This is a genomic window from Cohnella rhizosphaerae (assembly GCF_029525575.1).
Taxonomy (GTDB): domain Bacteria; phylum Bacillota; class Bacilli; order Paenibacillales; family Paenibacillaceae; genus Cohnella; species Cohnella rhizosphaerae.
In genome coordinates, this window is the sequence record NZ_JAPDIA010000003.1 from 2,438,595 (window position 1) to 2,459,628 (window position 21,034).

General features: G+C 62.7%; 18 protein-coding genes and 1 pseudogene. 13 read left to right on the forward strand and 6 right to left on the reverse strand.

The window, feature by feature from the left end; translation table 11 throughout:
• The first annotated feature begins 105 nt into the window (after nucleotides 1-105).
• On the forward strand, nucleotides 106-465 hold the full coding sequence (locus OMP40_RS16435; protein ID WP_277533238.1) for a helix-turn-helix domain-containing protein: 360 nt from the start codon (nucleotides 106-108) through the stop codon (nucleotides 463-465).
• A gap of 83 nt (nucleotides 466-548) precedes the next feature.
• Here OMP40_RS16435 and OMP40_RS40185 read toward each other — a convergent pair whose 3' ends face one another.
• Nucleotides 549-740 (reverse strand): hypothetical protein, encoded by a 192-nt coding sequence (locus tag OMP40_RS40185; protein WP_338131137.1) that lies wholly within the window; start codon nucleotides 738-740, stop codon nucleotides 549-551.
• Between the two features lie 245 nt (nucleotides 741-985).
• Here OMP40_RS40185 and OMP40_RS16440 point away from each other — a divergent pair, with 245 nt between their 5' ends.
• The 6 genes and pseudogenes from OMP40_RS16440 (at nucleotide 986) to OMP40_RS16465 (ending at nucleotide 7,092) form a co-directional block, all read left to right on the forward strand.
• Nucleotides 986-1,993 carry an extracellular solute-binding protein gene (locus OMP40_RS16440; protein ID WP_338131138.1) on the forward strand — a complete coding sequence of 336 codons (1,008 nt, stop codon included), beginning with the start codon at nucleotides 986-988 and terminating at the stop codon, nucleotides 1,991-1,993.
• 69 nt (nucleotides 1,994-2,062) lie between these two features.
• The gene (locus OMP40_RS16445; protein ID WP_277532805.1) at nucleotides 2,063-2,962 is read left to right on the forward strand and encodes a carbohydrate ABC transporter permease; all 900 of its coding nucleotides are present in this window, start codon (nucleotides 2,063-2,065) and stop codon (nucleotides 2,960-2,962) included.
• Nucleotides 2,963-2,975: 13 nt separating this feature from the next.
• Nucleotides 2,976-3,890, forward strand: a complete 915-nt coding sequence (locus tag OMP40_RS16450; protein WP_277532806.1) for a carbohydrate ABC transporter permease — start codon at nucleotides 2,976-2,978, stop codon at nucleotides 3,888-3,890.
• Nucleotides 3,891-3,918: 28 nt separating this feature from the next.
• Nucleotides 3,919-4,917, forward strand: a pseudogene (locus tag OMP40_RS16455) (glycoside hydrolase family 130 protein); the annotation flags it as partial.
• Nucleotides 4,918-4,938: 21 nt separating this feature from the next.
• Nucleotides 4,939-6,342 carry an FAD-dependent oxidoreductase gene (locus OMP40_RS16460; RefSeq protein WP_277533239.1) on the forward strand — a complete coding sequence of 468 codons (1,404 nt, stop codon included), beginning with the start codon at nucleotides 4,939-4,941 and terminating at the stop codon, nucleotides 6,340-6,342.
• 33 nt (nucleotides 6,343-6,375) lie between these two features.
• The gene (locus tag OMP40_RS16465) at nucleotides 6,376-7,092 is read left to right on the forward strand and encodes an SGNH/GDSL hydrolase family protein (RefSeq protein ID WP_277532808.1); all 717 of its coding nucleotides are present in this window, start codon (nucleotides 6,376-6,378) and stop codon (nucleotides 7,090-7,092) included.
• 430 nt (nucleotides 7,093-7,522) lie between these two features.
• Here the strand turns inward: OMP40_RS16465 and OMP40_RS16470 are convergent, their stop codons facing one another.
• Nucleotides 7,523-8,158, reverse strand: coding sequence for a DNA-3-methyladenine glycosylase family protein (locus OMP40_RS16470; protein ID WP_277532810.1), 636 nt, complete (start codon nucleotides 8,156-8,158; stop codon nucleotides 7,523-7,525).
• Nucleotides 8,155-8,538 carry a hypothetical protein gene (locus OMP40_RS16475; protein WP_277532812.1) on the reverse strand — a complete coding sequence of 128 codons (384 nt, stop codon included), beginning with the start codon at nucleotides 8,536-8,538 and terminating at the stop codon, nucleotides 8,155-8,157. The genes OMP40_RS16470 and OMP40_RS16475 overlap by 4 nt, the downstream gene beginning before the upstream one ends.
• A gap of 202 nt (nucleotides 8,539-8,740) precedes the next feature.
• Between OMP40_RS16475 and OMP40_RS16480 the strand changes: the two genes are divergently transcribed.
• Together OMP40_RS16480 and OMP40_RS16485 are read left to right on the forward strand one after the other, a co-directional pair.
• Entirely contained in the window at nucleotides 8,741-10,156 is a 1,416-nt protein-coding gene (locus OMP40_RS16480) for a DEAD/DEAH box helicase (protein ID WP_277532814.1), read from the forward strand.
• 799 nt (nucleotides 10,157-10,955) lie between these two features.
• Complete coding sequence (locus OMP40_RS16485; RefSeq protein ID WP_277532816.1) at nucleotides 10,956-11,876, forward strand: phosphodiester glycosidase family protein; 921 nt, start codon at nucleotides 10,956-10,958, stop codon at nucleotides 11,874-11,876.
• Between the two features lie 78 nt (nucleotides 11,877-11,954).
• On the opposite strand, the gene OMP40_RS16490 is transcribed toward OMP40_RS16485, so the two are convergent.
• Nucleotides 11,955-12,509: a ferric reductase-like transmembrane domain-containing protein gene (locus OMP40_RS16490; protein WP_277532818.1), complete on the reverse strand. Its 555-nt coding sequence runs from the start codon at nucleotides 12,507-12,509 to the stop codon at nucleotides 11,955-11,957.
• Nucleotides 12,493-13,602, reverse strand: coding sequence for an FAD:protein FMN transferase (locus OMP40_RS16495; protein WP_277532819.1), 1,110 nt, complete (start codon nucleotides 13,600-13,602; stop codon nucleotides 12,493-12,495). Before OMP40_RS16495 ends, OMP40_RS16490 begins: the two co-directional genes overlap by 17 nt.
• Nucleotides 13,603-14,107: 505 nt before the next feature.
• On the opposite strand from OMP40_RS16495, the gene OMP40_RS16500 reads away from it, so the two are divergent.
• Both OMP40_RS16500 and OMP40_RS16505 read left to right on the forward strand, forming a co-directional pair.
• Nucleotides 14,108-14,692: a nucleotidyltransferase domain-containing protein gene (locus tag OMP40_RS16500; RefSeq protein WP_277532821.1), complete on the forward strand. Its 585-nt coding sequence runs from the start codon at nucleotides 14,108-14,110 to the stop codon at nucleotides 14,690-14,692.
• On the forward strand, nucleotides 14,689-15,540 hold the full coding sequence (locus OMP40_RS16505) for an ATP-grasp domain-containing protein (RefSeq protein WP_277532822.1): 852 nt from the start codon (nucleotides 14,689-14,691) through the stop codon (nucleotides 15,538-15,540). Before OMP40_RS16500 ends, OMP40_RS16505 begins: the two co-directional genes overlap by 4 nt.
• Nucleotides 15,541-15,625: 85 nt before the next feature.
• On the opposite strand, the gene OMP40_RS16510 is transcribed toward OMP40_RS16505, so the two are convergent.
• Nucleotides 15,626-16,021: a hypothetical protein gene (locus tag OMP40_RS16510; protein ID WP_277532825.1), complete on the reverse strand. Its 396-nt coding sequence runs from the start codon at nucleotides 16,019-16,021 to the stop codon at nucleotides 15,626-15,628.
• Nucleotides 16,022-16,248: 227 nt separating this feature from the next.
• Between OMP40_RS16510 and OMP40_RS16515 the strand changes: the two genes are divergently transcribed.
• Nucleotides 16,249-19,305, forward strand: a complete 3,057-nt coding sequence (locus tag OMP40_RS16515) for a PA14 domain-containing protein (protein ID WP_277532827.1) — start codon at nucleotides 16,249-16,251, stop codon at nucleotides 19,303-19,305.
• Nucleotides 19,302-21,005, forward strand: a complete 1,704-nt coding sequence (locus OMP40_RS16520) for an S-layer homology domain-containing protein (protein WP_277532828.1) — start codon at nucleotides 19,302-19,304, stop codon at nucleotides 21,003-21,005. Before OMP40_RS16515 ends, OMP40_RS16520 begins: the two co-directional genes overlap by 4 nt.
• The last annotated feature ends 29 nt before the right edge of the window (nucleotides 21,006-21,034 follow it).

Genomic DNA, 21,034 nt, shown 5'->3' on the forward strand with positions numbered 1-21,034 from the left:
TCGACCGGTACAAGGCGCAGCGCACCTCCGCGGGCGCGACGCTGGCCGGCCTGCAGCAGCAGCTTCGCCTGCTGTGCGCGAGCGGCGCGGAGCTGGTGCGCAGCCATGCGCGCTCGGAGGGGGGAGGCGGTCATTTACAAGTCGCTCGAGTACTTGAAGTCCTGTCTCGCCCGCAATGTCACGGTAAGCGAATGCGCTTCGCAAGCGCACCTGAGCGTCAGCTACTATTCGAGCCTGTTCAAGCGCGTCACCGGACTGACCTTCACGCAATATTTGACCGGCGAAAAGATGAACCGGGCCAAGCAGCTCATCCTGAGCGGCAAGCCCGTGCAGGACGTCGCGGCCGAAGTCGGCTACGAGGAGCGGCGGTATTTCAGCGAGACGTTCAAGCGGGTGACGGGGATGACGCCGTCCGAATTCCGGGACAGCTACGCCGCCGGCGGCGACCGGACGCCAAGACCGTAAGAATGTCGCCCTGGACAGTCGACTCGCCGTACGTTCCCGCAGGCGGACCGCGCCTATAATGAACACGTAGCAACACTATACGATCAAAAGGGGTAGTTACACATGTGGAAAAAGAGCCTGGGTCTCGGCTTGACGGCCGTGCTCGCGATCGGCACGGCAGCGTGCGGCAATTCCTCGAACAACGGGGGCGCAAGCTCCGCTCCTGCGTCGTCCGCGGCTTCATCGTCGTCCGCGGCGCCTTCCAAGGCGCCATCCGGCGAGAAGGCCGTCATCACGTACTGGACCGACGACCGTCACGACCAGGAATATATCAAGTCGCTCATCGACAAGTTCAATGCCGAAAATTCGGATAACATCGAGGTCGAGCTCACCGTGCTGTCCGAGAATTACAATCAGAGCGTGGACATCGCCTTCTCGAGCAACAAGGCGCCGGACGTTCTTCGTCTGAAGAGCGCCAATACGGAGACGTTCGTCAAAAAAGGGCTATCTGGCGCCGATCGACGAATACGTCACGGACGACATGAAGACGAAGTTCTCCTCGCTGCTGCTCGACGGCGTCAATATTTTCGGGGGCAAGCTGTACAGCCTGCCGAACTCGGGGCAGACGCTCCGCCTCGTTTACAACAAGGATCTGTTCGACAAGGCCGGCATCGCCAATCCGCCGCAATCGCTGCAGGAGATGGTCGACGACGCCAAGAAGATCACCGCGGCGGGCAAGAGCGAGGGCGCTTACGGCTTCGCGCTCAACTTCAAAAACCCGAAAAGCGCGTTCGACCGTTCCATGCGCGAAATTTTGTCGCTCAGCGGCTATCAGGGGCTCGGTTACGACCTGAAGACCGCGCAGTTCGACTTCAAGCCTTACAGCCAGGTCGTCGAATACTTCAAGCAAATGTGGGCCGACGGCAGCGTGCTGCCCGGCGCCGAGACGCTCGACATCGATCCGATGCGCGCCCAGTTCGCGGCCGGCAAGATCGGCATGTACCTCTCGTTCGCCACGGAGCCAGGCGTGTACAAGGATCAATTCCCGACGACGATCAACTGGGGCGCCGCGCTCGCGCCGACGCTCGAAGGCAAGCAGGTCGGCACGTCGGAGATCGTCTCCGCCGGCACCTGGCTCGGCATCAGCGACAAGTCCAAGCATAAGGATGCGGCATGGAAGTTCATGGAATACATGTATCAGGACGATATCTTGACCGCTTATCACGAGCAGGGCTTCGGCATCTCGGTCGTCCCGAGCATCGCGGAGAAGGCCAAGAGCCCGGACATCCCCGGCATGGAAGGCTTCCTGGTCGGCGAGCACGATTCGATCTGGCCGGTCTCTCCGAGCGTGACGCCCGAAGGGGCGAACTATGCCGACGCGTTCTTCAAGTACATGCTGAGCGGCGGCGACGTGAGCAAGGTCGTCACGGATCTGAATACGCGCTACAATGACGCCTTGGCCAAAGCGGTCGAGAAGGGCGACGTCAAGACGCAAGCCGAATCCGTCCTTCGATCCGTCGAAGCTGGGGTCGTAATCGCAAGACGATAGAGAAGGAAGCGGGGGCTTTCGTGCGCTATTGGCGAAGGCCCTTCGTTATCCCCGGAAGGAGTGGAAGACATGACGCGCTGGACCCGTCTGAGAGAAAACTCGCTGCTGCTGCTCCCCAGCGTCATCCTCACCGTCGCGCTTGGCATTTACCCGTTGATCTGGGTGCTGCGCTATATGTTTTACGACTATCCCGGTTACGGCGCGGAGACGTTCGTCGGGCTGGACAACTTCAGGCGGCTGCTGCGCGATGCGGCATTCTGGGAATCGGTGCGCAATACGTTCGTGTTCGCCGGCGGCAAGCTGCTCATCACCGTGCCGCTGTCGCTGCTGCTGGCGGTCATCCTGAACGGCAGGCTTCGCGGGCGCCATTTCCTGCGCGCGGTATTTTTTATGCCGACGGTCATTAGCTCGGCGGTCATCGCCGTCGTATTCTACCTGATCTTCAACTCGTACAACGGCATGGTCAACCAGTTGCTCATGAAGTATCACCTCATCGGCAGCCCGTTCGAATGGCTCGGTCCGAAGCATGCGATGCTGACCGTCATTCTGGCGGCGGTGTGGGGCGCCGTCGGCAACTATATGCTGCTGTTCCTGGCGGGACTGCAGAGCATTCCGCACGACCTGTACGAGGCGGCGTCGATCGACGGCGCGGGTCCCGCGCAGCGCTTTTGGCGCATCACGGTGCCGATGCTCGGTCCGGTCATGCAGATCATCATCATGTTGGCCATCATCGCCGCGCTGAAGGGCTACGAGAGCATCATGGTCATGACGGAGGGCGGTCCGATCGGCAAGACCGAGGTCATGTATCTGTATTTGTACAAGCTGCTTTTCCCGGTCGCTACGTCCGGCGCGGTCGTCGACCAGCAGTTCGGCTACGGCAGCGCTGTCGGCTTTACGACGGCCATCATCGTCGGCATGATCACGGCCGTCTACTACTGGATGAGCCGGAAAATGAACAAGGTGTTCTAAGGAGGCGATTCGCATGAACGAACAAACGGCTGCAATGGGCAAACCGGTCCCGCACAAGCGCCGGGACGGCGCCGCCTCCGGCCTGTCAGGCGCGCGGTTCGCGGCTGTCGCGGGCCGGACGGTCCTCTGGCTATTTCTGCTGATCGTCGCCGCCCTGACCTTGTTCCCGATCCTGATGACGGTGACGGGCTCGCTGATGACCAACGCGGATCTGATGAGCGGCGGCCATATTTTGCCGACCGATTGGCAGTTCGGCAATTACGCGGAGGCGTGGCGCCAAAGCAACTTCGCCCGCTTCACCTGGAACAGCGTCTACATGAGCGTCGCGGCGACCGTCGGCACGCTGCTGGTTGCCGCCGCCGCGGCGTATGTCGTCGACCGCCGGGTTTTTCCAGGCAGGGCGCTGTACGTCGGACTTCAGGCGTCGACGATGTTCGTCTCGGTCGGCGCGGTCGTGCTGCGGCCGCAGTTCGACCTGATGGTCAAGCTGCACCTGAATTCCTCGCTGTGGGGCGTCATCCTCATTCTCATCAGCGCGCACGCGAGTACTTTTTTTATCCTGTTGGGCTTCTTCAAGGCGATTCCGCGCGAACTCGACGAGTCGGCCATGCTCGACGGCTCCGGCTTCATCCGCACCTTCTACCGGATTATCCTGCCGCTGCTCGCGCCGGGACTCGGCGTATCGGGCCTTTTCGCCTTCCGCCATGCGTGGAACGAATACATTTTGCCTCTCGTATTCACGCTGACCGATCCGCATCTGCAGACGCTGACCGTCGGACTTGCCAATCTCCGGTACGGCTCGTCGGCGGCGATGCAGCTCAACCTGATGATGGCCGGCGCCTGCCTGTCCATCCTGCCGATGCTCGTCGTCTACATTCTTGCCAACAAGTCGTTCATGCAGGCGACGGCCGGCTCCGTCAAAGGCTAGACATAGAGATCATTATGGAGGGGAAACCATGACTGTATCGACGATTGGCGCGCTGGCGTCCAGCACGCTCGTCCGCCGGCACCAGGCGAATCCGATTCTGAAGCCGGAGGACGTGCCGTACGGGCCGGCGATGGTGTTCAACGCGGGCGTGACCAAGTACGAAGGCAAGTACGTGATGGTATTCCGCAACGACTACGGCAATGCCGCGCTCGGCACGATCGAGCCGCACAGCACGACGAATCTGGGGCTCGCCTACAGCGACGACGGCGTGACCTGGGAGGTGCAGCCCGCACCCTGCTGGAGTTGGCATGACGAGGAAGTGACCCGCGTGTACGATCCGCGGCTGACCGTCGTCGACGGCCGCTGCCATCTGTGCTTCGCGGTCGATACGAAGCACGGCGTGCGCGGCGGCATCGCGGTCACCGACGACTTCAGCCGCTTCGACGTCCTCAGCCTGTCCGTACCGGACAACCGCAACATGGTGCTGTTCCCCGAGCGGGTCGGCGGCAAGTACGTGCGGCTCGAGCGTCCGTTCCCGGTGTACAGCCGGGGCGGCGTCGACCGCTTCGACATGTGGCTGTCCGATTCGCCGGACCTGCGCTACTGGGGCGGCTCCCGTCTCGTGATGGGCGTCGAGCACGTGCCGTTCGCCAACGACAAGATCGGTCCCGGCGCGCCGCCGGTCAAGACGGACAAGGGCTGGCTGACGACGTTTCACGCCGTGGACATCGATCCGTCGCGAGGCAAGAACGGCTGGGAGCCGGCCTGGAGGAAGCGTTATTCGGCTGGCATCATGCTGCTCGACCTGGACGATCCGGGCAAGATCGTCGGCATGTCCCGCGCGCCGCTGCTCGCGCCGGAGGCGCCCTACGAGACGGACGGCGGATTCCGCAACGACGTCATCTTCCCCGGCGGCATGATTCTGGAGGAATCAGGCGAAGTGAAGATCTACTACGGCGCGGCCGATACGGTGGAATGCCTGGCGACGGCGGACGTGAACGATCTGGTTCGGCTCTGCCTGGAAGGCGAAGGGGGGAGGTGCCGGGGCATGAGCTTCGATAGAGAGGTCGGACAGCCGGGGAAAAGCGTGACGCTGCCCGCTCAAGACATTCCCGTCTCGCACGAGGCCGACGTCGTCGTCGTGGGCGGCGGCGCGTCCGGCATCGGCGCGGCGATCGCCGCCGCCATGAACGGCGCGAGCGTGCTGCTCGTCGAGCAGCGCGGCTACCTCGGCGGCATGGGAACGGTGTCGCTCGTGCCGGCGTTCTGCCCGTTCACGGACAAGGAGAAGCCGATCGTCCGCGGCATCGGCATGGCGCTGATGGAACGGATGAAGCAGGCGTGCAACGCCGACTATCGGAGCGAGTACAAGGACACGCTCGACTGGGTGCCGATCGACCCCGAGACGCTCAAGCGCGTATACGACGACGCGCTCGGGGAGCACGGCGTCCGCACGCTTTTCCACTCCTTCGTCTACGACGTGCTGAAGTCGGCGGACGGCCGGCGCATCGAGGGCATCGTCGTCGTCAACAAGACGGGGCGCTCGGCGATCCGCGCGCGGTACGTGATCGACGCCACGGGCGATGCGGACATCGCCGCGCTGGCCGGCGTTCCGTTCCAGAAGGGCGGGGAAGAAGGCGAGCTGCAGCCAGGGTCGATGTGTTATTTGCTGGCGAACGTGGACCGCGCGCGCTTTCGCCGCTATCTTGACGAGACCGGAGACTCCGGACAGCTGCACGCCACGGTCGAGCGGGCGATCGCGGAGGGCGCGCTCCCCGAAGGACGCAAGTCGATCTCGGGCCTGGCCTGGGTGAACGATTACCTCGTGGGCGTCAACTTCGGTCACGTGTTCGGCATCGACGGCACGAAGGCCGAAGACTTGACGCGCGGCGCGATCGAGGGGCGGCGGCTGGTCGAGCGGCAGCTGCTGTTTTTTCAAACGTACGTGCCGGGCTTCGAGCATGCGCACCTGGTCGCGAGCGGCGAGCAGGTCGGCATCCGCGAGACGCGCCGCATCCAGGGCGACTACGTCCTGACGGCGGAGGACTTCATGAACGCCCGCTCGTTCCCGGACGACATCGCGCGCAACGCTTATTACATCGACATTCACTTGGCGAACAGCAAGGGCAAGATGACCTTCACGCATTTGGAGCCCGGGCAGTCGCACGGCGTGCCGTACCGGGTGCTCCTGCCCGTCGGCATCGACAATTTGTGGGTGCCGGGACGCGCCGCATCGTCGGATCGCGCCGTGCAGGGCTCGCTGCGGGTCATGCCGAACTGCTTCGCCATGGGGCAGGCCTCCGGCACCGCGGCGGCGCTGGCGATGCGCGAAGGCACGGGCTCGCGCGGGATTCGGGTGCCCGAGCTTCGGCGTCTGCTCGTGGAGCAGGGCGCGTGGCTGGGCGAACAAGCGGCGGCTTCGGCATCTTCGGCGTCTTCGGCGGCGGAGTAAAGAAACGGTTATACGGATTGGAGCGTGAACGGGGTGAAGTGGCAAGGCAAGCGCTGGGGGACGCTCGGGGACAGCATCACGGCCGCTAACGGCTACCAGCCGATCGTGCAGGCTGCGCTGGGCTTGTCGGAGGTGCTAAACTACGGCAGGAGCGGCTGTCCGATGACGGCCGGCGGCGCGACCGACGAAGGCGCCACCGTTAACATGGCGGCGGCGGTCGACGCCGGCTTGGACTTCGTCACCGTTTTCGCGGGGACGAACGACTACCGGCTCGACAAGCCGATCGGATGCCGGGACGGGGACGACCCGCTCACCTTCGTCGGCGCTTACAGGAAGCTGATCGAATCGGTGCTGACGGCGAATCCGGGCTGCCGCTTAAGCCTGTGGACGCCGCTGCAGCGGGACAAGGACGGCTACGATATCGCACGGCCCAACGCGCCGGGACACCGTCTCGGCGACTATGCGGAAGCGGTCTCCGCGCTCGGACGCGAATACGCGCTTCCCGTGCTGGACTTGTATGCGGAGAGCGGGTTGAACCGGCTGACGCTTCCGCTGTTCACGGACGACGGGCTGCACCCGAACGCGCGGGGGGCACGCCCGAATCGCCGCGATGGCGGTTCCGTTCCTGGAGCGGATCTAGAGCTTAGAGCTGGTCTAACAGAGGTTCACTGGCGGCCGCAGCGCGGTCCGTCGGCAAACAAGCGCAGGCCCCCGCCTGCGCTTGTTTGCGATTGTAAGGGGAGGCCGTGAAGTAGAGGAGAGTAACTTCTTGCCTCTACAGCATCATCCGGATCGTGCCGCGAGGTTGTAGAGTAACTTTTTTGCTCTTACAGCATCATCCGGAATGTGTCGCGAGGCTGTAGAGTAACATTTTTCCCCTATAGCATCATCCGGATCATGTCGTGAGGCTGTAGAGTAACATTTTTCCCCTATAGCATCATCTGGATCATGTCGTGAGGCTGAAGAGTAACTTTTTGCCTCTACAGCATCACCCGGATCGTGTCGCGAGGCTGTAGAGTAACTTTTTGCTCTTACAGCATCATCCGGATTGTGTCGCGAGGCTGTAGAGTAACATTTTTCCCCTATAGCATCATCTGGATCATGTCGTGAGGCTGCAGAGTAACTTCTTGCCACTACAGCATCATTCGAATCGTGCCGCTCATGCCTGCGCCGCTACAGCTCAGATCGTCCGTCCACGTAGCCGTCGTCGATCGCCCGCCACAAGTAGAGGCAGGCGATGCTCCGGTATGGACTCCATCGGTCCGCGTACCGTGCGAGGCAAGCCGGGCGCTTCGTCGGGATTGAGGCGTCCGTACAGCCACTGGGCGGCGCGCTGCAGGCCGGCGTCTCCGAGCGAGAGTACGTCGGGTCGGCCGAGGGAGAAGATGAGGAACATCTCGGCCGTCCATTTTCCGATCCCCTTCACCTGCGTCAGCATAACGACGGCTTCCGCCTCCGGCAGGACGGCCAGCGCTTCGTAGTCCAGCTCACCCGACAAGGTCCGCCGGGAGAGATCGTGGATCGAGCGAATCTTGGCGTAGGAGAGGCCGACGCTCCGCAGCGCTTCTTCGTCGTGCGCAAGCAGCGACTCGGGCGTCAGCGGTCCGCCGATGAGCGTCACGAGCCGCTGCTTGATCACGCCGGCGACTTTGGCGGAGAGCATCTGGGACACGATCGAGCCGACGAGGGCTTCGTACGGCGTGCGGCTCGGCGACAGGCGAATCTCTCCGACGCGTTCGATGAGCCGGCCCAGAACGGGATCGGCTTGCCGCAAGCGGCGTCCTTCGGGAGATTCGGCATGCACGATCAAGGTCATGGGAGTTCCCTCCTATCGGATGGCGCGTCCGGATCGCTGGGAGCCGGCGGAACGAGGTAGCGGACCGGTACGCCCGTGTGCGTCGCGTATTCGATCTCCTTCCTCGTGCTGTCCCCGATATAACCGCCCGGATTGACGACGAGGATCTCGTCGGCCATGTCGATTTTTTGCAAATGAACGTGGTCCAGCAGTCGCTTTTGCGCTTCGTCGACTGCCGAGCCTTCCGCGTGAACGAAGACGCCGACGGAGATGACGACGTTGCCCGCCAGCGTCAATTCGGCATTGATGCGCTCGAACTCCGACTTGAACCGCGTGGATCCGCACAGCGTAACGACTTTGAAGCGGCCGCTCGCATGCGCCTGCGCGCCATCATTCATCATGGGTAGCCTTCCTTTCGAAACGGGTACAGTTTATCTAATAGTAGCAGAATCGGCGCAGATAAGCTTCGCACGATCGCGAAAATTGCCTTTATTTGCATTTTCGGGCGTCGATATGGCGCCTGCGCCTTTCAATCCCAGTCTCAGGTAGGGTATAATGCTTGGCATGACCATTGTACGATACGCTTAACATAAAGGAGATTCCATGAACTTCAACGACCTCAAGCTCAAGCCGGCGATTCTCAAAGCGCTGAGTGAAGAAAACTATACGACGCCTACACCGATCCAGGAGCAAGCGATTCCCGTCGTGCTCGCGGGCAGGGACCTGTTCGGCTGCGCGCAGACGGGCACGGGCAAGACGGCCGCGTTCTCGCTGCCGATGCTCCAGCTGCTCAGCGATCAGCAGAAGCCGCCGGGCAAGCGCCGCCCGATCCGCTCCCTCGTGCTGACGCCGACGCGGGAGCTGGCGATCCAGATCTACGACAACGTGCGCGCTTACGGACGTCACCTTGACGTGCGCGCCATCGTCATCTTCGGCGGCGTGTCCCAGAAGCCGCAGGAGGAGGCGCTCGCGCGCGGCGCGGATATCGTCATCGCCACGCCGGGCCGACTGATCGACCTGATGAACCAGGGCTTCATCGATCTGTCCCACGTGCAGATCCTCGTGCTCGACGAGGCCGACCGGATGCTGGACATGGGCTTCGTGCACGACGTGAAGCGCATCATCGCAAAGGTGCCGCAGAAGCGGCAGACGCTGCTGTTCTCCGCGACGATGCCGACGGAGATCACCAAGATGGTGCAGACGATCCTCGTCAACCCGGCCAAGGTCGAGGTGACGCCGGTATCCTCCACGGCCGAGCGGATCGAGCAGTCGGTATATCTGGTGGACAAGGCGAACAAGCAGACCTTGCTGCTCGACCTGCTGCGCGACAAAAAAATCGCTTCCGCGCTCGTGTTCACCCGCACGAAGCACGGCGCCGACCGCGTCGTGCGCCATCTGGCCAAGGCGGGCGTCTCGTCCGCGGCCATTCACGGCAACAAGTCGCAGAACGCGCGTCAGAACGCGCTCGCCGGATTCAAGAACGGCACGACGCGCATTCTCGTCGCGACCGATATCGCCGCGCGCGGCATCGACATCGACGAGCTGCCGTACGTTATTAACTTTAACCTGCCGAACGAGCCCGAGACTTACGTGCACCGCATCGGCCGTACGGGCCGCGCGGGTCTGAGCGGCACCGCCATCTCGCTTTGCGAAGAAGAGGAGCTTCCGTATCTGCGGGATATTCAGAAGCTGATCGGCAAGAAGATTCCCGAGATCACGGGGCATCCGTATCCGCTGGGCTCTGCGCCAAGCGAGCCGAAGGAAGAGGGCGAGCGGCAGCGCGGCGGCCGCGGGCGCCAAGGCGGCGGGCGTCCGGACGGGGCCGGCGGCAGGCAGGAAGCAGGGCGTCAGAGCGCAGGCCAGGGCGGACGGGCTGACGCCGGTCGCGGCGGCGCGGCCCCGCAAGGACGCCAGAGCCAGCCGCAGGGCGGCGGGCGCCAGCAGCAGGCGGCGCGTCCGCACCAAGGGCCGCGTCCGTTCTCGCTGAAGGCGCAGCCGACGGATACGCGGCGCTCATAATAGCGCGCGAATCGCCGCAGAGTCGCGATGGCGCGTGAGTGCGAAAAGGAGCGGCGAGCGTAACTCCGCCGCTGCTCCAAGCGCTTTGGTCGCACGTATCCTGCAAAAGTGTGTGATACAGCGGCCGTCTTAGCTTGCGGCGTTGCAAACGTGTATGATGCAGATTTGCGCGATAGACAAGTCCAGCACAATGATGCGCTTGCCTATCGCGTACTTTTGCTAAATACCTTGCGAAGGAATGTCTTGCGCGATCCATGGTCGATGCGGGTGATTCCTTTTTTGTTAAGCTCCAGCGTCGCCTTCATCGCCGATAATGTCTTGAAGAGCAACTATTCCCGCCCATCCGTCACTCTCTACTCCCCGAAGTCCCAACGGAAACAAACCTCACCGAACCCGCCGGCCCATCGCCCCAGAAGTCCCAACCGGAAATAAACCGAGTAGATAATCAGTCGGGCATACTTTCCGCAGAGGGGGAGGACATCGGCTTCTTTGATAACCGCTTGCTGCCGATATAGACAATACATGAGGCAGAGGAGAGAGAGAAAGAAGATGATGAAACGTTGGTTGTGGTTCGTGACTGCCATTGCTGTAATCGCGGTCTTGTTGACCTCGGCGGCATCGGGCGCCCGAACGGTTGCGGCGGCGGCTGTGCCTGCGAAAGGTTTGATCTACGTGGATACGCAAGGGAGATCCTTTATCACGCTTCGTTCGCTGAACGGTTTCGCGGGGGGCGTGGCTGGGACAAGGCGAGGATGGACGCACCATAACGATCACGGTGGGCGAGGGAAACGCGCTCTCTATGTCGTCCGGCCTCGCGGCCGCGACCCTGAACGGCGCTTCTCTGACGCTAAAGGCGGCGCCGTTCAACAAAGGAGGCAGCTTGTACGTACCGCTGTCTGCGTTAACCTCGGCGTTCGGCTGGACGGTTCGCTGGGAGCGCGATCCGGATGCGGCGCAGCTAGTCGCGCAGGACGGCGCTTCGCTGCGGCTTCCCGTCGCAAGAGGGAAGCATCCGGCGGACATGAAGCCGGTCGAGCAAGCTGCGAAGCGCTTCAAACTCGGAGGCAAAAGCTTCGACGCGCAGGTCGTCACCGTCTCGCTGCTGCATCCGGACGTACGCCTGGATACCGTGCTCGCCGGAGACCGGATCGGCAAGGTCGAGGAGCTGGGCAGCATGGCGAAACGAACCAAAGCGAAGGTCGCGATCAACGGCACTTTTTTCGACGCCTATACGGATAGCGACTACAAAGCGCCCTACGGCTACATCGCGGGGAGCGGCAAGCTGAAGAAGAACAGCTCCGGAGACAAGCGGGCGACCTTCCTGTACGGCGCCGATCAACTGGCGGAGATCGTCCCCGGTCTCTCGTTCATGGACCGCTTCGACCAAGGCGCAGTCGAAGGCGCCGTGCAAGCGGGACCGCGGCTCGTCGCGAACGGCAAAGTCGCGCTCGATATCGTCGGCGAAGGCTTCAAGGATCCGAAAATATTGACGAACGGCGGGGCGCGCAGCGCGCTCGGCATCACGCGCGATCATCGGCTGATCCTGCTCACGACGAGCGGCGCGACGATTCCCCAGTTGGCGGAGATCATGAAGCAGGCCGGCGCCTGGCAGGCGATGAATCTCGACGGCGGCGCTTCAAGCGGGCTGTGGATGGACGGAAAATATTTGACGAAGCCGGGGCGATTGCTGAGCAACGCGCTCGTCGTGCGCGTCGGCTGAACGTGAAAAAGCGGGCATGATCTCCTGTCAGAGGAGGTCATGCCCGCTTTGCTGCGGCTTCATGCCGCCGCCTTCGCTCTAGCCTTCGAGACGCCCGTCGGGCTCGGCAAGGCGATGCGGAAAAGGGTGAGCGCGACGATCAGGCCCGCGGTCGCGATATACGTCCATTTCATCCAGGGCTGGCCGGCGTCGGTGCCGAGGAGCAGTCCGTGGGCGAGCCCCATAAAAAAAGCCCGGGAACGCGAGAAAGTGGATCGTACGCCACGTTTTTTTGCCGAGCCGCTTCATCATGTCCGACGAAGCGATCAGGACGAGCGAGATATAGAAGCTGAGCGTGCCGATTCCCGTCAAGTAAGGGTGAGTATGCGCGGTAAAGGGGACGAGCAGCTCCAGCGGGCTGTAGCCGACGTATTTGTCGAACAGCAGCACTGCCCCGTGCAAGGCGCCGAACAAGAAGCCGAACCAGCCGGCGGATTGGTGGAGAAAGAGCACGCCTGCGCGGGTTTTCGGTCCGAACCGTTTGAGACTCGTCAAAATGCCGGCGCCCGTCGACACGAACAACAGCAGGTAACACGTAATGCCGGCCGCGCGGGTCGTCGTCCACACGGTCAGCCAATCAGCCAATCCGTTCATCGCTCGCACGCTCCTCTATCCCATACGTTTGCAGATCGCCGCCGTAGACGAGCGAGCCGTCGTACCGAACGCCGATCATCGCGCAGCGGGGGTTCGTCCGCTCAAGCCAGGCCGGGCCTTCATCGGCGCCCAGCAGCAACGCGCATTTGGCGTATACTTCGGCCATGACCGCATCCGGCGCGATCACGGTCGCCTGCGCCAGATCGGTGCGCGCCGAATCGCCCGTGCGCGGATCGACGAGATGATGGCGCACGCTGCCGCCCCGGTCCTGCCAGCGCCGCTTGACCGCGCTGCTGGTCGCGATGCCGGCGCCTCTGCGAGGCGTGAGGCTCGTCGCGTCACGCTCCGGGCGCCAGGGATCCGCCACGCCGATCCGCCAGCCTTCCGGCGGGCAGCCCCACAGGATCAGGTCGCCTCCCGCGCCGACGGCGCCTGTCCGTACGCCGTCCTGCCGGGCCAGCTTCGCCAAATGCCGGGCCGTCCAGCCCTTGGCGATGCCGCCGAGGTCGACCGCAACGTCGGCCCGAAGCCGGATCGCGCGGCTGCCCGGGTCAAGCTCGGCAGCGGAGAAGCACTCGCTCGCATTCGCCAATCCGCCGTTCCGCGTATTCCTATCCGCCAACCCGCCGCCTCGCGCATCCGCACCCGCCAACCCGTCGCCTCGTGCATCCGCAGCCGGCACCTTGCCGCCAAGCTCGATCCTGCCCGCGATCCTGCCGCCATGCGCAATTCCTTCCGCTGCCGCGCCATCAGCGCAGCACGAGCTGCCGTCATTTCCTTCCGCGGGACTCAGCCGCTCGAAGCTTTCCCCGTACCCGAGCCGCTCCATCACCCTGCCCAGGTAGGGGCTGAACAGCCCGACGGTCTCGCGATGATAGCGATCCGCTTCGGCGAGCACCTGATAGAGCAGCGGCGTCGCCAGAAACGGGCCGCCCGCCGCGCGGTTCAGCTTCGACAGCTCGCTGTCCGGAAGGAATCGGCTCAGCTGCGCTTCCGCGAACGCAAACCAGCTTCTCGCTTGCGCGCGCCAGCGAACCGGCAAGCCCTGGGTGGCAATCGTCGTATTCATCGCCCTGAAGCTGTCGTTCTCCATCTTACTACGCCTCCTTGCATCAAGATGCGTGCGTCCGCATGCTGCCTTGGCCGTTCGACGGCATCTGGTTCTCCGTGCCGCCGCCCGATCCCATGTCGCCGAATCTGCGTCCGCCGCGGCGTTCGAACCCGCCCGACTGTCCTTCGTCCGTTTGGCTTTGCCACTGGTCGGTGATCTGATCGTCGCCTTGCGCGATGGAGCTGCCCGACTGATCGATCGTCGGGGCCGGCTTCGTCTCCCCCGTTAGCCGATATCAACCCGACGAAGCCGGTAAATACGGCAACGCCCGACAGTCCGACGATCCATTTGATCCACTTTTGCTGGGCCATAAGCGCCCTCCTTCTTTTATAAAAACATGTATGCTTGACCATCGATAAACCCATTATGCGCCGTCAACCTTAAACGCCATTTAAACGAGACTGAAAGTTGGCTGAAGATGCATGGTTCGCAACGCGCGCGGCTTCCATTACAATAGAAGCATCACGAGCGAACGGGAGAAACGAAAATGGCAGACGCAGCGAATGTATGGGCGCCGCTAGGCGTGGCGGAGATCCACCGGTTGTTCGGAGAATGGGATGGGGCGTGGGGCATCGCGGGCGGATGGGCGCTGGATCTGCGACTCGGCAGACAAACGCGGCCGCATGACGATATCGACGTACTGCTGCCGCTCGCGGATTACGCATCGGTCTATGCGCGGCTGGGCGCGGATTGGGAGCTTCACTTGGCGGAAAAGGGACGTCTGACCCGGCTTGGCGCGGGGGGATCGGCTGACGGAGGAGACCGACATTTGGGTCAGGCGCGATTCGGCTTCGCCGTGGGCGTTCCAGCTTATGCTGGTCGATCTCTCGGACGGCTGGTGGACATATCGGAGAACAAGGTCGATTCGCAGGCCCGCGGCGGAGCTGTTCGTCCGAACGGACGAAGGGATTCCCTACCTAAGACCCGAGATTCAGCTGCTGTACAAGGGCGGGAGCGTCCCGATCCGGGAAAAAGACGAAATGGACATAAACGCGGTACTGCCGAGCCTGGATGCGACGGAGCGCGCTTGGCTGCGGGATGCGCTGCGCGCGCAATTCCCGCAGGGGCATGATTGGCTCGTTCGGCTGGAGGGGGCTGCGCGACGGCCGGCAGGGGGGCACGACCCGCCCTTACCTGAAGCTGATCCAGCGGGCCGGCGAGGCGGAAGGCGTATCGTTCGAGACGATCACGCCGGACCTTACGTACCGCGCTTGCAAAGGCGCGTCGAGCTTCCTGATGACGGACGCGGAGCTTGGCCTTAATCCGAGCTCCGCGTCGGCGCTCGCACTGAGCAAATCCGCCGCGTCCGATGCGCTCCGTGCGGCCGTCGTGCCGTGCGTCGAGCATCTCTTTGTGCCGCATCCGGGCTACAGGTTCGGCGGCGGCAGCGCCGAAGCGCACTTGCGCGCCGAAGCCGCATTCGCCCGGTTCGGCTGCGACGCGGTCGTGAAGCCGGACGACGGCGCGCAGGGGCGGCACGTATACCGCGTTCGCAGGCCGGATGAGCTGCGGGAAGCGCTCGACGCCGTCTTTGCGCTCGAGCGGCATGCGGCGATCTCGCCGTATCGGGAGGCGGAGCTCGAGTATCGGATCGTCGTGCTGGACGGGGAAGCCCGCGTCTGGGTGGGCAAGCGGCGAAGCGGTTCCTGGAAGCACAACCTCGCGGAGGGCGCGCGATCCGTCGAGGTGCCCGCCGCCGACCGCAAGCGGCTGTCGCCGCTCGCCGTGCGGGCAGCCGCGGCGCTGGATATGGCATTCTGCTCCGTCGACATTCTCGATACCGCGCTGCATGGGCCGCTCGTCATCGAGCTCAACCACAAGGTCATGCTGGGCGACCATTACCGGCAGCGCCCGGAGACCGAAGCGGAGCTGTCCGCGCTTTACAGGGATGCGATCGCTTTGCGCTTCGAGCGGCTGTGAGCGAGACGTTTACGATCGAGAAAGGCCGCCTGTTTCCGATGAAGCCATCGGAGCAGGCGGCCTTTGTTCGTCTGCATGGGACGATTTATTGGAAGCTTCTGTTCATGCCGCCCATCGGCGAGAAGTGCTGCTGTTGCTGTTGCTGCGGGAACGCATTAAACCCGCCGAACTGGGTGGAGGACGGCTGGGATTGCATCGCTTGCTGCGACATTTGCATGTTGACCGTCTGCTCCAGCTGACGGCAGATTTGGCCGACCTGCTGCAGCTGCTGAATCGCCGTTTGGTGGCCGTGCAGCGCTTGCTGGATCATCTGGGCGGCCTTGTGCTCGCGTTGAGCCAGCTCCTCGAGGCGAGAAGCGTTTTGCTGCTCTTGCTGCTGCAATTGCTGATACATTTGGCTGGCCTGCTGCGTTTGGTTCACGAGCTGTTGGATCAGGTGCTCGCATTGGTTGATTTGGCTGGACAGGTTGAAGTTGTTCATGACGGCGATTCCTCCCGGACTTGTGATGGTGAGCCGTGGATTAGCATGGCTTCGGATTTCCGGATTATGCGCGAATCGCAGAAAAAGTTTTCCCTCGCCGACGGTCTCTTCCTGTTGCGTTTTACCGAAATTTGACGGCCTCTTTACACTCCATGTCTATAAGCGCAGCGCTTCCAAAGCGTAAGGTTACCTCATGAATGGCGATTTTTTCATTGGGAGGAATGGAAGTGAAAAGAAATCCCGCGCGGACAAGCCGCCTTCTGGCGGCTGTCTTGCTGTGGACTTCGGTTTTTTCCGGAGGCTATTACCTGGTGCAAGCAGCAGGAAACGACAATACGACGGGAGCTCCGGCGGTCGTGACAACGGTCGCTTCGGAGACGGGCGCCAGCCTGAACGGAGCGGTGCAGGCCGACGTAGGCGGCCAAGGTCTGCTCGGCGAATATTTTGCCGGCACGGGCAGCTTCGACTTCGGCGACTATAAGGGCACGACGATCGATTCGCAGATCAATTTTACGAATCTCGATCCTGTGCTGCAGGGCATGACAGGCAAGCAGGACAGCGCCAACGCGCGATGGACCGGCCGGCTCCTTGCGCCGGAGACGGGCGACTATACGTTTTACATGACCGGCGATAACGGCTTCAGACTTTGGATCGACGATCAGCCGGTCATCGATCACTGGGTGAACGATTGGGACAAGGAGCAGACGAGCGCGCCGGTCTCTCTGGCCGGCGGCACGAAACACAAGATCAAGATCGAGTACTTCGAAGACTTCGGCGGCTCGAACCTTTACCTCAGGTGGTCCACGCCAACGATAGCCAAGGAGATCGTGCCGGCTTCGGCTTTCTACTTGCCTGAAGGATATGCAGGACCCGTATCCGGCTTTATTCCCGCGGACGGTTTAAGCGTCACGATGACCACGTATGCCGACCTCAGCGCGCCGCCGGCCGGACTGAAGGATCATCTGACCGCGACGGCCGACGATCAGCCGATTCAGATCCTCGCCGCAGGCGCCGGAGCGTCGCCGGCTTCCCTGACGCTTAATCTGGGAACGGTCGTCAAGCCGGGCCAGCGGCTGAACGTCTCCTATGACGGGCAAGCGGGATTGCAACTGTCGGACGGCACCCCGGTAGCGGCCTTCCGCTTCACGCCTTCCAACAACTCGGAGGCCATGAACTACGAGCCGATCGCGATCGCGATGTCGCTGTACGGCAGCGCCAAGACGAACCGCTCGTTCGCCTGGTACACGCCTTACGACAAGCCGAACGCGGCGCCGGCCAACATTTTGGACAGCATCGTCGAGGTCGTTCCCGCAGGCAAGTCGTTCGATTCGCAGGACGTGAAGCGTTACGTCGGGAAGCCGGAAGAGACGCGCGTGCTGACGAACCTCAAGATTACGAGCTCCACGACCGGTTCCTTCATCAGTCACAAAGTGCTCGTGGACGGCCTGACGCCAGGCACGGCTTATCAGTATCGGGTAGGCAACGACGGACATTGGAGCGAGGCTGGCAGCTTTACGACAGAGGGCAACGACGATCACAATTATGAGTTCCTCTACATGACCGATTCCCAGGGCTCCAACTCGAACGATTACGAGGTGTGGGCCAATACGCTGGGCAACGCGCTGGACGATTATCCGAACGCCAAGTTCATGGTCATGACCGGCGACCAGGTGGATGCGGGCGCGCTGGAGTCGCAGTGGCTGGATTACTTCGGCAAGCCGCAGAAACTGCTGATGAACCTGCCGCTGATGGCCGCGGTCGGCAATCATGAAGGGCCTTATAACGATAACTACTACTACCACCTCAATTATCCGAACAACTCGATCGAGAAGCCGCTGCCGCCGGGCAGCGTGTACGCGTTCGACTACGGCGACGCGCATATCATGGTGCTGAATACGATGGATATCGGTTGGGACGACAACCAGAAGGAATCGTTCGGACAGCAGATCGAGTGGCTGAAAAGAGAGGTTGCGCAGACGGACAAGAAGTGGAAGGTCGTCGCGTTCCACAAGGCGATCTACTCGCTCGGCAATCATGCGAAGGACACCGATATTTTGGCGCTGCGAGATACGCTCTACCCGGCATTCGACGAGCTGGGCATCGACGTCGTTCTGCAGGGTCACGACCATACGTTCATGCGTTCCTATCAAATGTACGGCGACAAGCCGGTCGCGAACATTCAGAAGGACGCCAGCGGCAACCCGCTGAACCCGGACGGCACGCTGTATATGATCAACAACTCGGCCGGTACGAAGTACTACAATCTTCAAAATGGCGTCGATCGTTATTATGCCGCCGTCTTCGAGCAGCCGTACAAGCCGATCTACTCGGGTATCCGGATGACGGAGGACAGCTTCACGATCGATTCCTACAAATCGGGCGAAGACGCGCCGTTCGATACCTACACGATCGTCCGCAAGGACGGCAAGCCTGCCACCGTAGAGGAATTGAAGGCAGCCCCGGCGGGAACCGGCAAGACGAAGCTCTCCTGGCGTATGCCTGCGTCCAGCGCGGACGACGCGATCCGCGGTTTCCGGATCTATGAGGCGACGGGCAAGCTTGGCGCCAACTGGAGCGTATACGTACCGGTTGCCGCCGGACAGACCGACTACAGCTACACGGTAGAAGGGACGAGCGCGTCCAAGGGCTACAAGTTCGCGGTTCGATCCGTAGACAAGCGGGACAATTCGGACGCGGCTTTCGCGAGCACGGCAGGTCTTGCGCCTGCGGCTCCGACGGCGCCGAAGGTCGACGACGGACGCAATACGTTCGGCTGGACGAACGTGCCGGGCTACGACAAGGTGTCCGACTATGAATTCAGCGTCGACGGCGGCGTCTCCTGGCAGCGGGCCACAGTTAATCCGCAGCCGGTCGGCGATCTGGATTATGCTGCCGGTAAAGTGCAGGTTCGCGTTGCAGCCGATGAAACGGCCGGCACCGCGGAAGGCGAGCCGCTGCTCTCCGACGCGCCGTTTACGGTCAATGGCAGACTCGACACGTACCAGATCGCAGGCGGGCTGAAGCGAGGGGACAAGCTTGAGGCGAACGTCACGGTGGAGCGTCTGGAAGCGTACGACGGCGATGCCTATGTCGTATTCCAGCTGCTCAAGGGAGACACGCCGCAATTGATCAACGCGGTGCCGCTCAAGAAGGACAAGCTCAGCATCGCGCAATACTTCGATGTCAGCGGCGCGGAGTACAGCGTGAAGGTGCTCGTGCTCGATCAATTCGACAGCAATCTGAGCCTGCCCGAGCAGTTGGCGAGAGCGAAGGTGCTTCAGTGACGGACAGAGAGAGAGGAATGAATGCGGTGAAGAAATACGTGGCGGCCGTCATGTTATGGATATTCGCGCTCTCGCCGGCAGCCGGCTACGCAGCCGCGCCGTTCGAGCTTGCCGTAAGCGCGAAGGAGGTGCTGCGCGGCGGCACGATCACGCTGTCCGGCACGGGCGCCGGCAGCGGCGCGCAGGTCGCGCTGAAGATCGTGAGCCCGGCTAAGACGACCTTCTACGTCGACGTGCTCACGGCGGCGAACGGCAGCTATGCCAAGACGCTGACGATTCCGTCCGATCCGGATCTGGCGCCTTACGGCACCTATACGGTAATCGCGGGCTACGGCTCGGACTCGGCGCAAAAGACGTTCGCGGTCGTCGATAAGCTCGCCGGCGGCAACGAGAACCCGGGCAACGAGAACCCCGGTAACGAGAATCCGGGCAACGAGAATCCGGGCAGCAACAACCCCGGCAACGGGAATCCGGGAACCGCGCCTGCAAACGGAGCCGCCATTCCGGCGGGAGCCGGCAAGGCATCCGGATCCGTCGCGCAGCCGGAGCTTACGCAGGACGGGCGCTACATCGTGGGCGCCGATACGTTGGACGCCGCGATCAAGCAGCCGGGCGGCAGCGTCACCATCGAGCTGCCTGCGGCCGCTCTCAGAAGCGGCACGCCGTTAGAGCTGCCGGCTTCTTCGTTCAAGTCGCTAAGCGACAACAACCGGGAACTGGTCCTGTCCGCAGGCGATGTCACGATCCGACTGCCGGCTGGAGCGATCTCCGCTTCCGGCGACGCACAATCCAAGGTCCGGCTGACGCTGAATACCTCGTTGACGGACGACTTGCAAGGCCGGATCGATCGATTGATCCGTACGGATGCGTCCTTCAAGGCCACGGGCGTCATCCTCTCTGTAGACATCCGGCTCTTGTCCGGCAGCGCGAGCTCGGACATCCACGACTTGGGAAAGCAGGCCATGGTAACGATCAAGCTGACGGCAGAGCAGGCAGCGGCGATCTCCCGGCAAACGGCAGGCGTCTACTACTTGAACGGCGAACAGGCCGAGTATGTGGGCGGCACGGTCAGCGACGGCATTTTTACCTTTAAGCCGAAGCACTTCTCGACCTATGCCGTGCTTCATTACGACAAGCGCTTCGTCGATCTGTCGTCGCATTGGTCCGAACCGGCGGTCCGCTCGCTGGCGGCCAAGCATATCGTCACCGGCGTGGACGCGACGCATTACGAGCCGTCGCGGAGCATCACCCGCGCGGAGTTCGCGACGATCCTGATGCGCGCGGTCGACTGGAAGGGCGAAGCGCCGACTGCCGCTGCCGGGACTGCTCAATCGTTCAAGGACGTCGCAGCAAGCCAGTACTATGCCGAACCGGTCGCCATGGCGTCCGCGCTGGGGATTCTGTCCGGCTACGGCGGCGCCTTCAGGCCCAATGACAAGATCACGCGCGAGGAAGCGGCGGTCGCGCTGGTGCGCGCGGCCAAATACTTCAGCCTGAGCGGCGGAAGCGGGGCAAGCGCAGGCAAGACTGTATTTGCCGACCAAGCCGACATCTCCGCCTGGGCGACCGCCGCCGTCGAGCAAGCGTCGACGCAAGGCCTGATGCAAGGCGACGGGAAGCGGTTCAACCCCAACAACCCCGTGGTGCGCGCCGAAGCCGCCGCGATGATCGACCGGCTGCTGCCGGTCGCCACGAACTAATCCAAGTGCGGGAGGATCCGAACCCCATG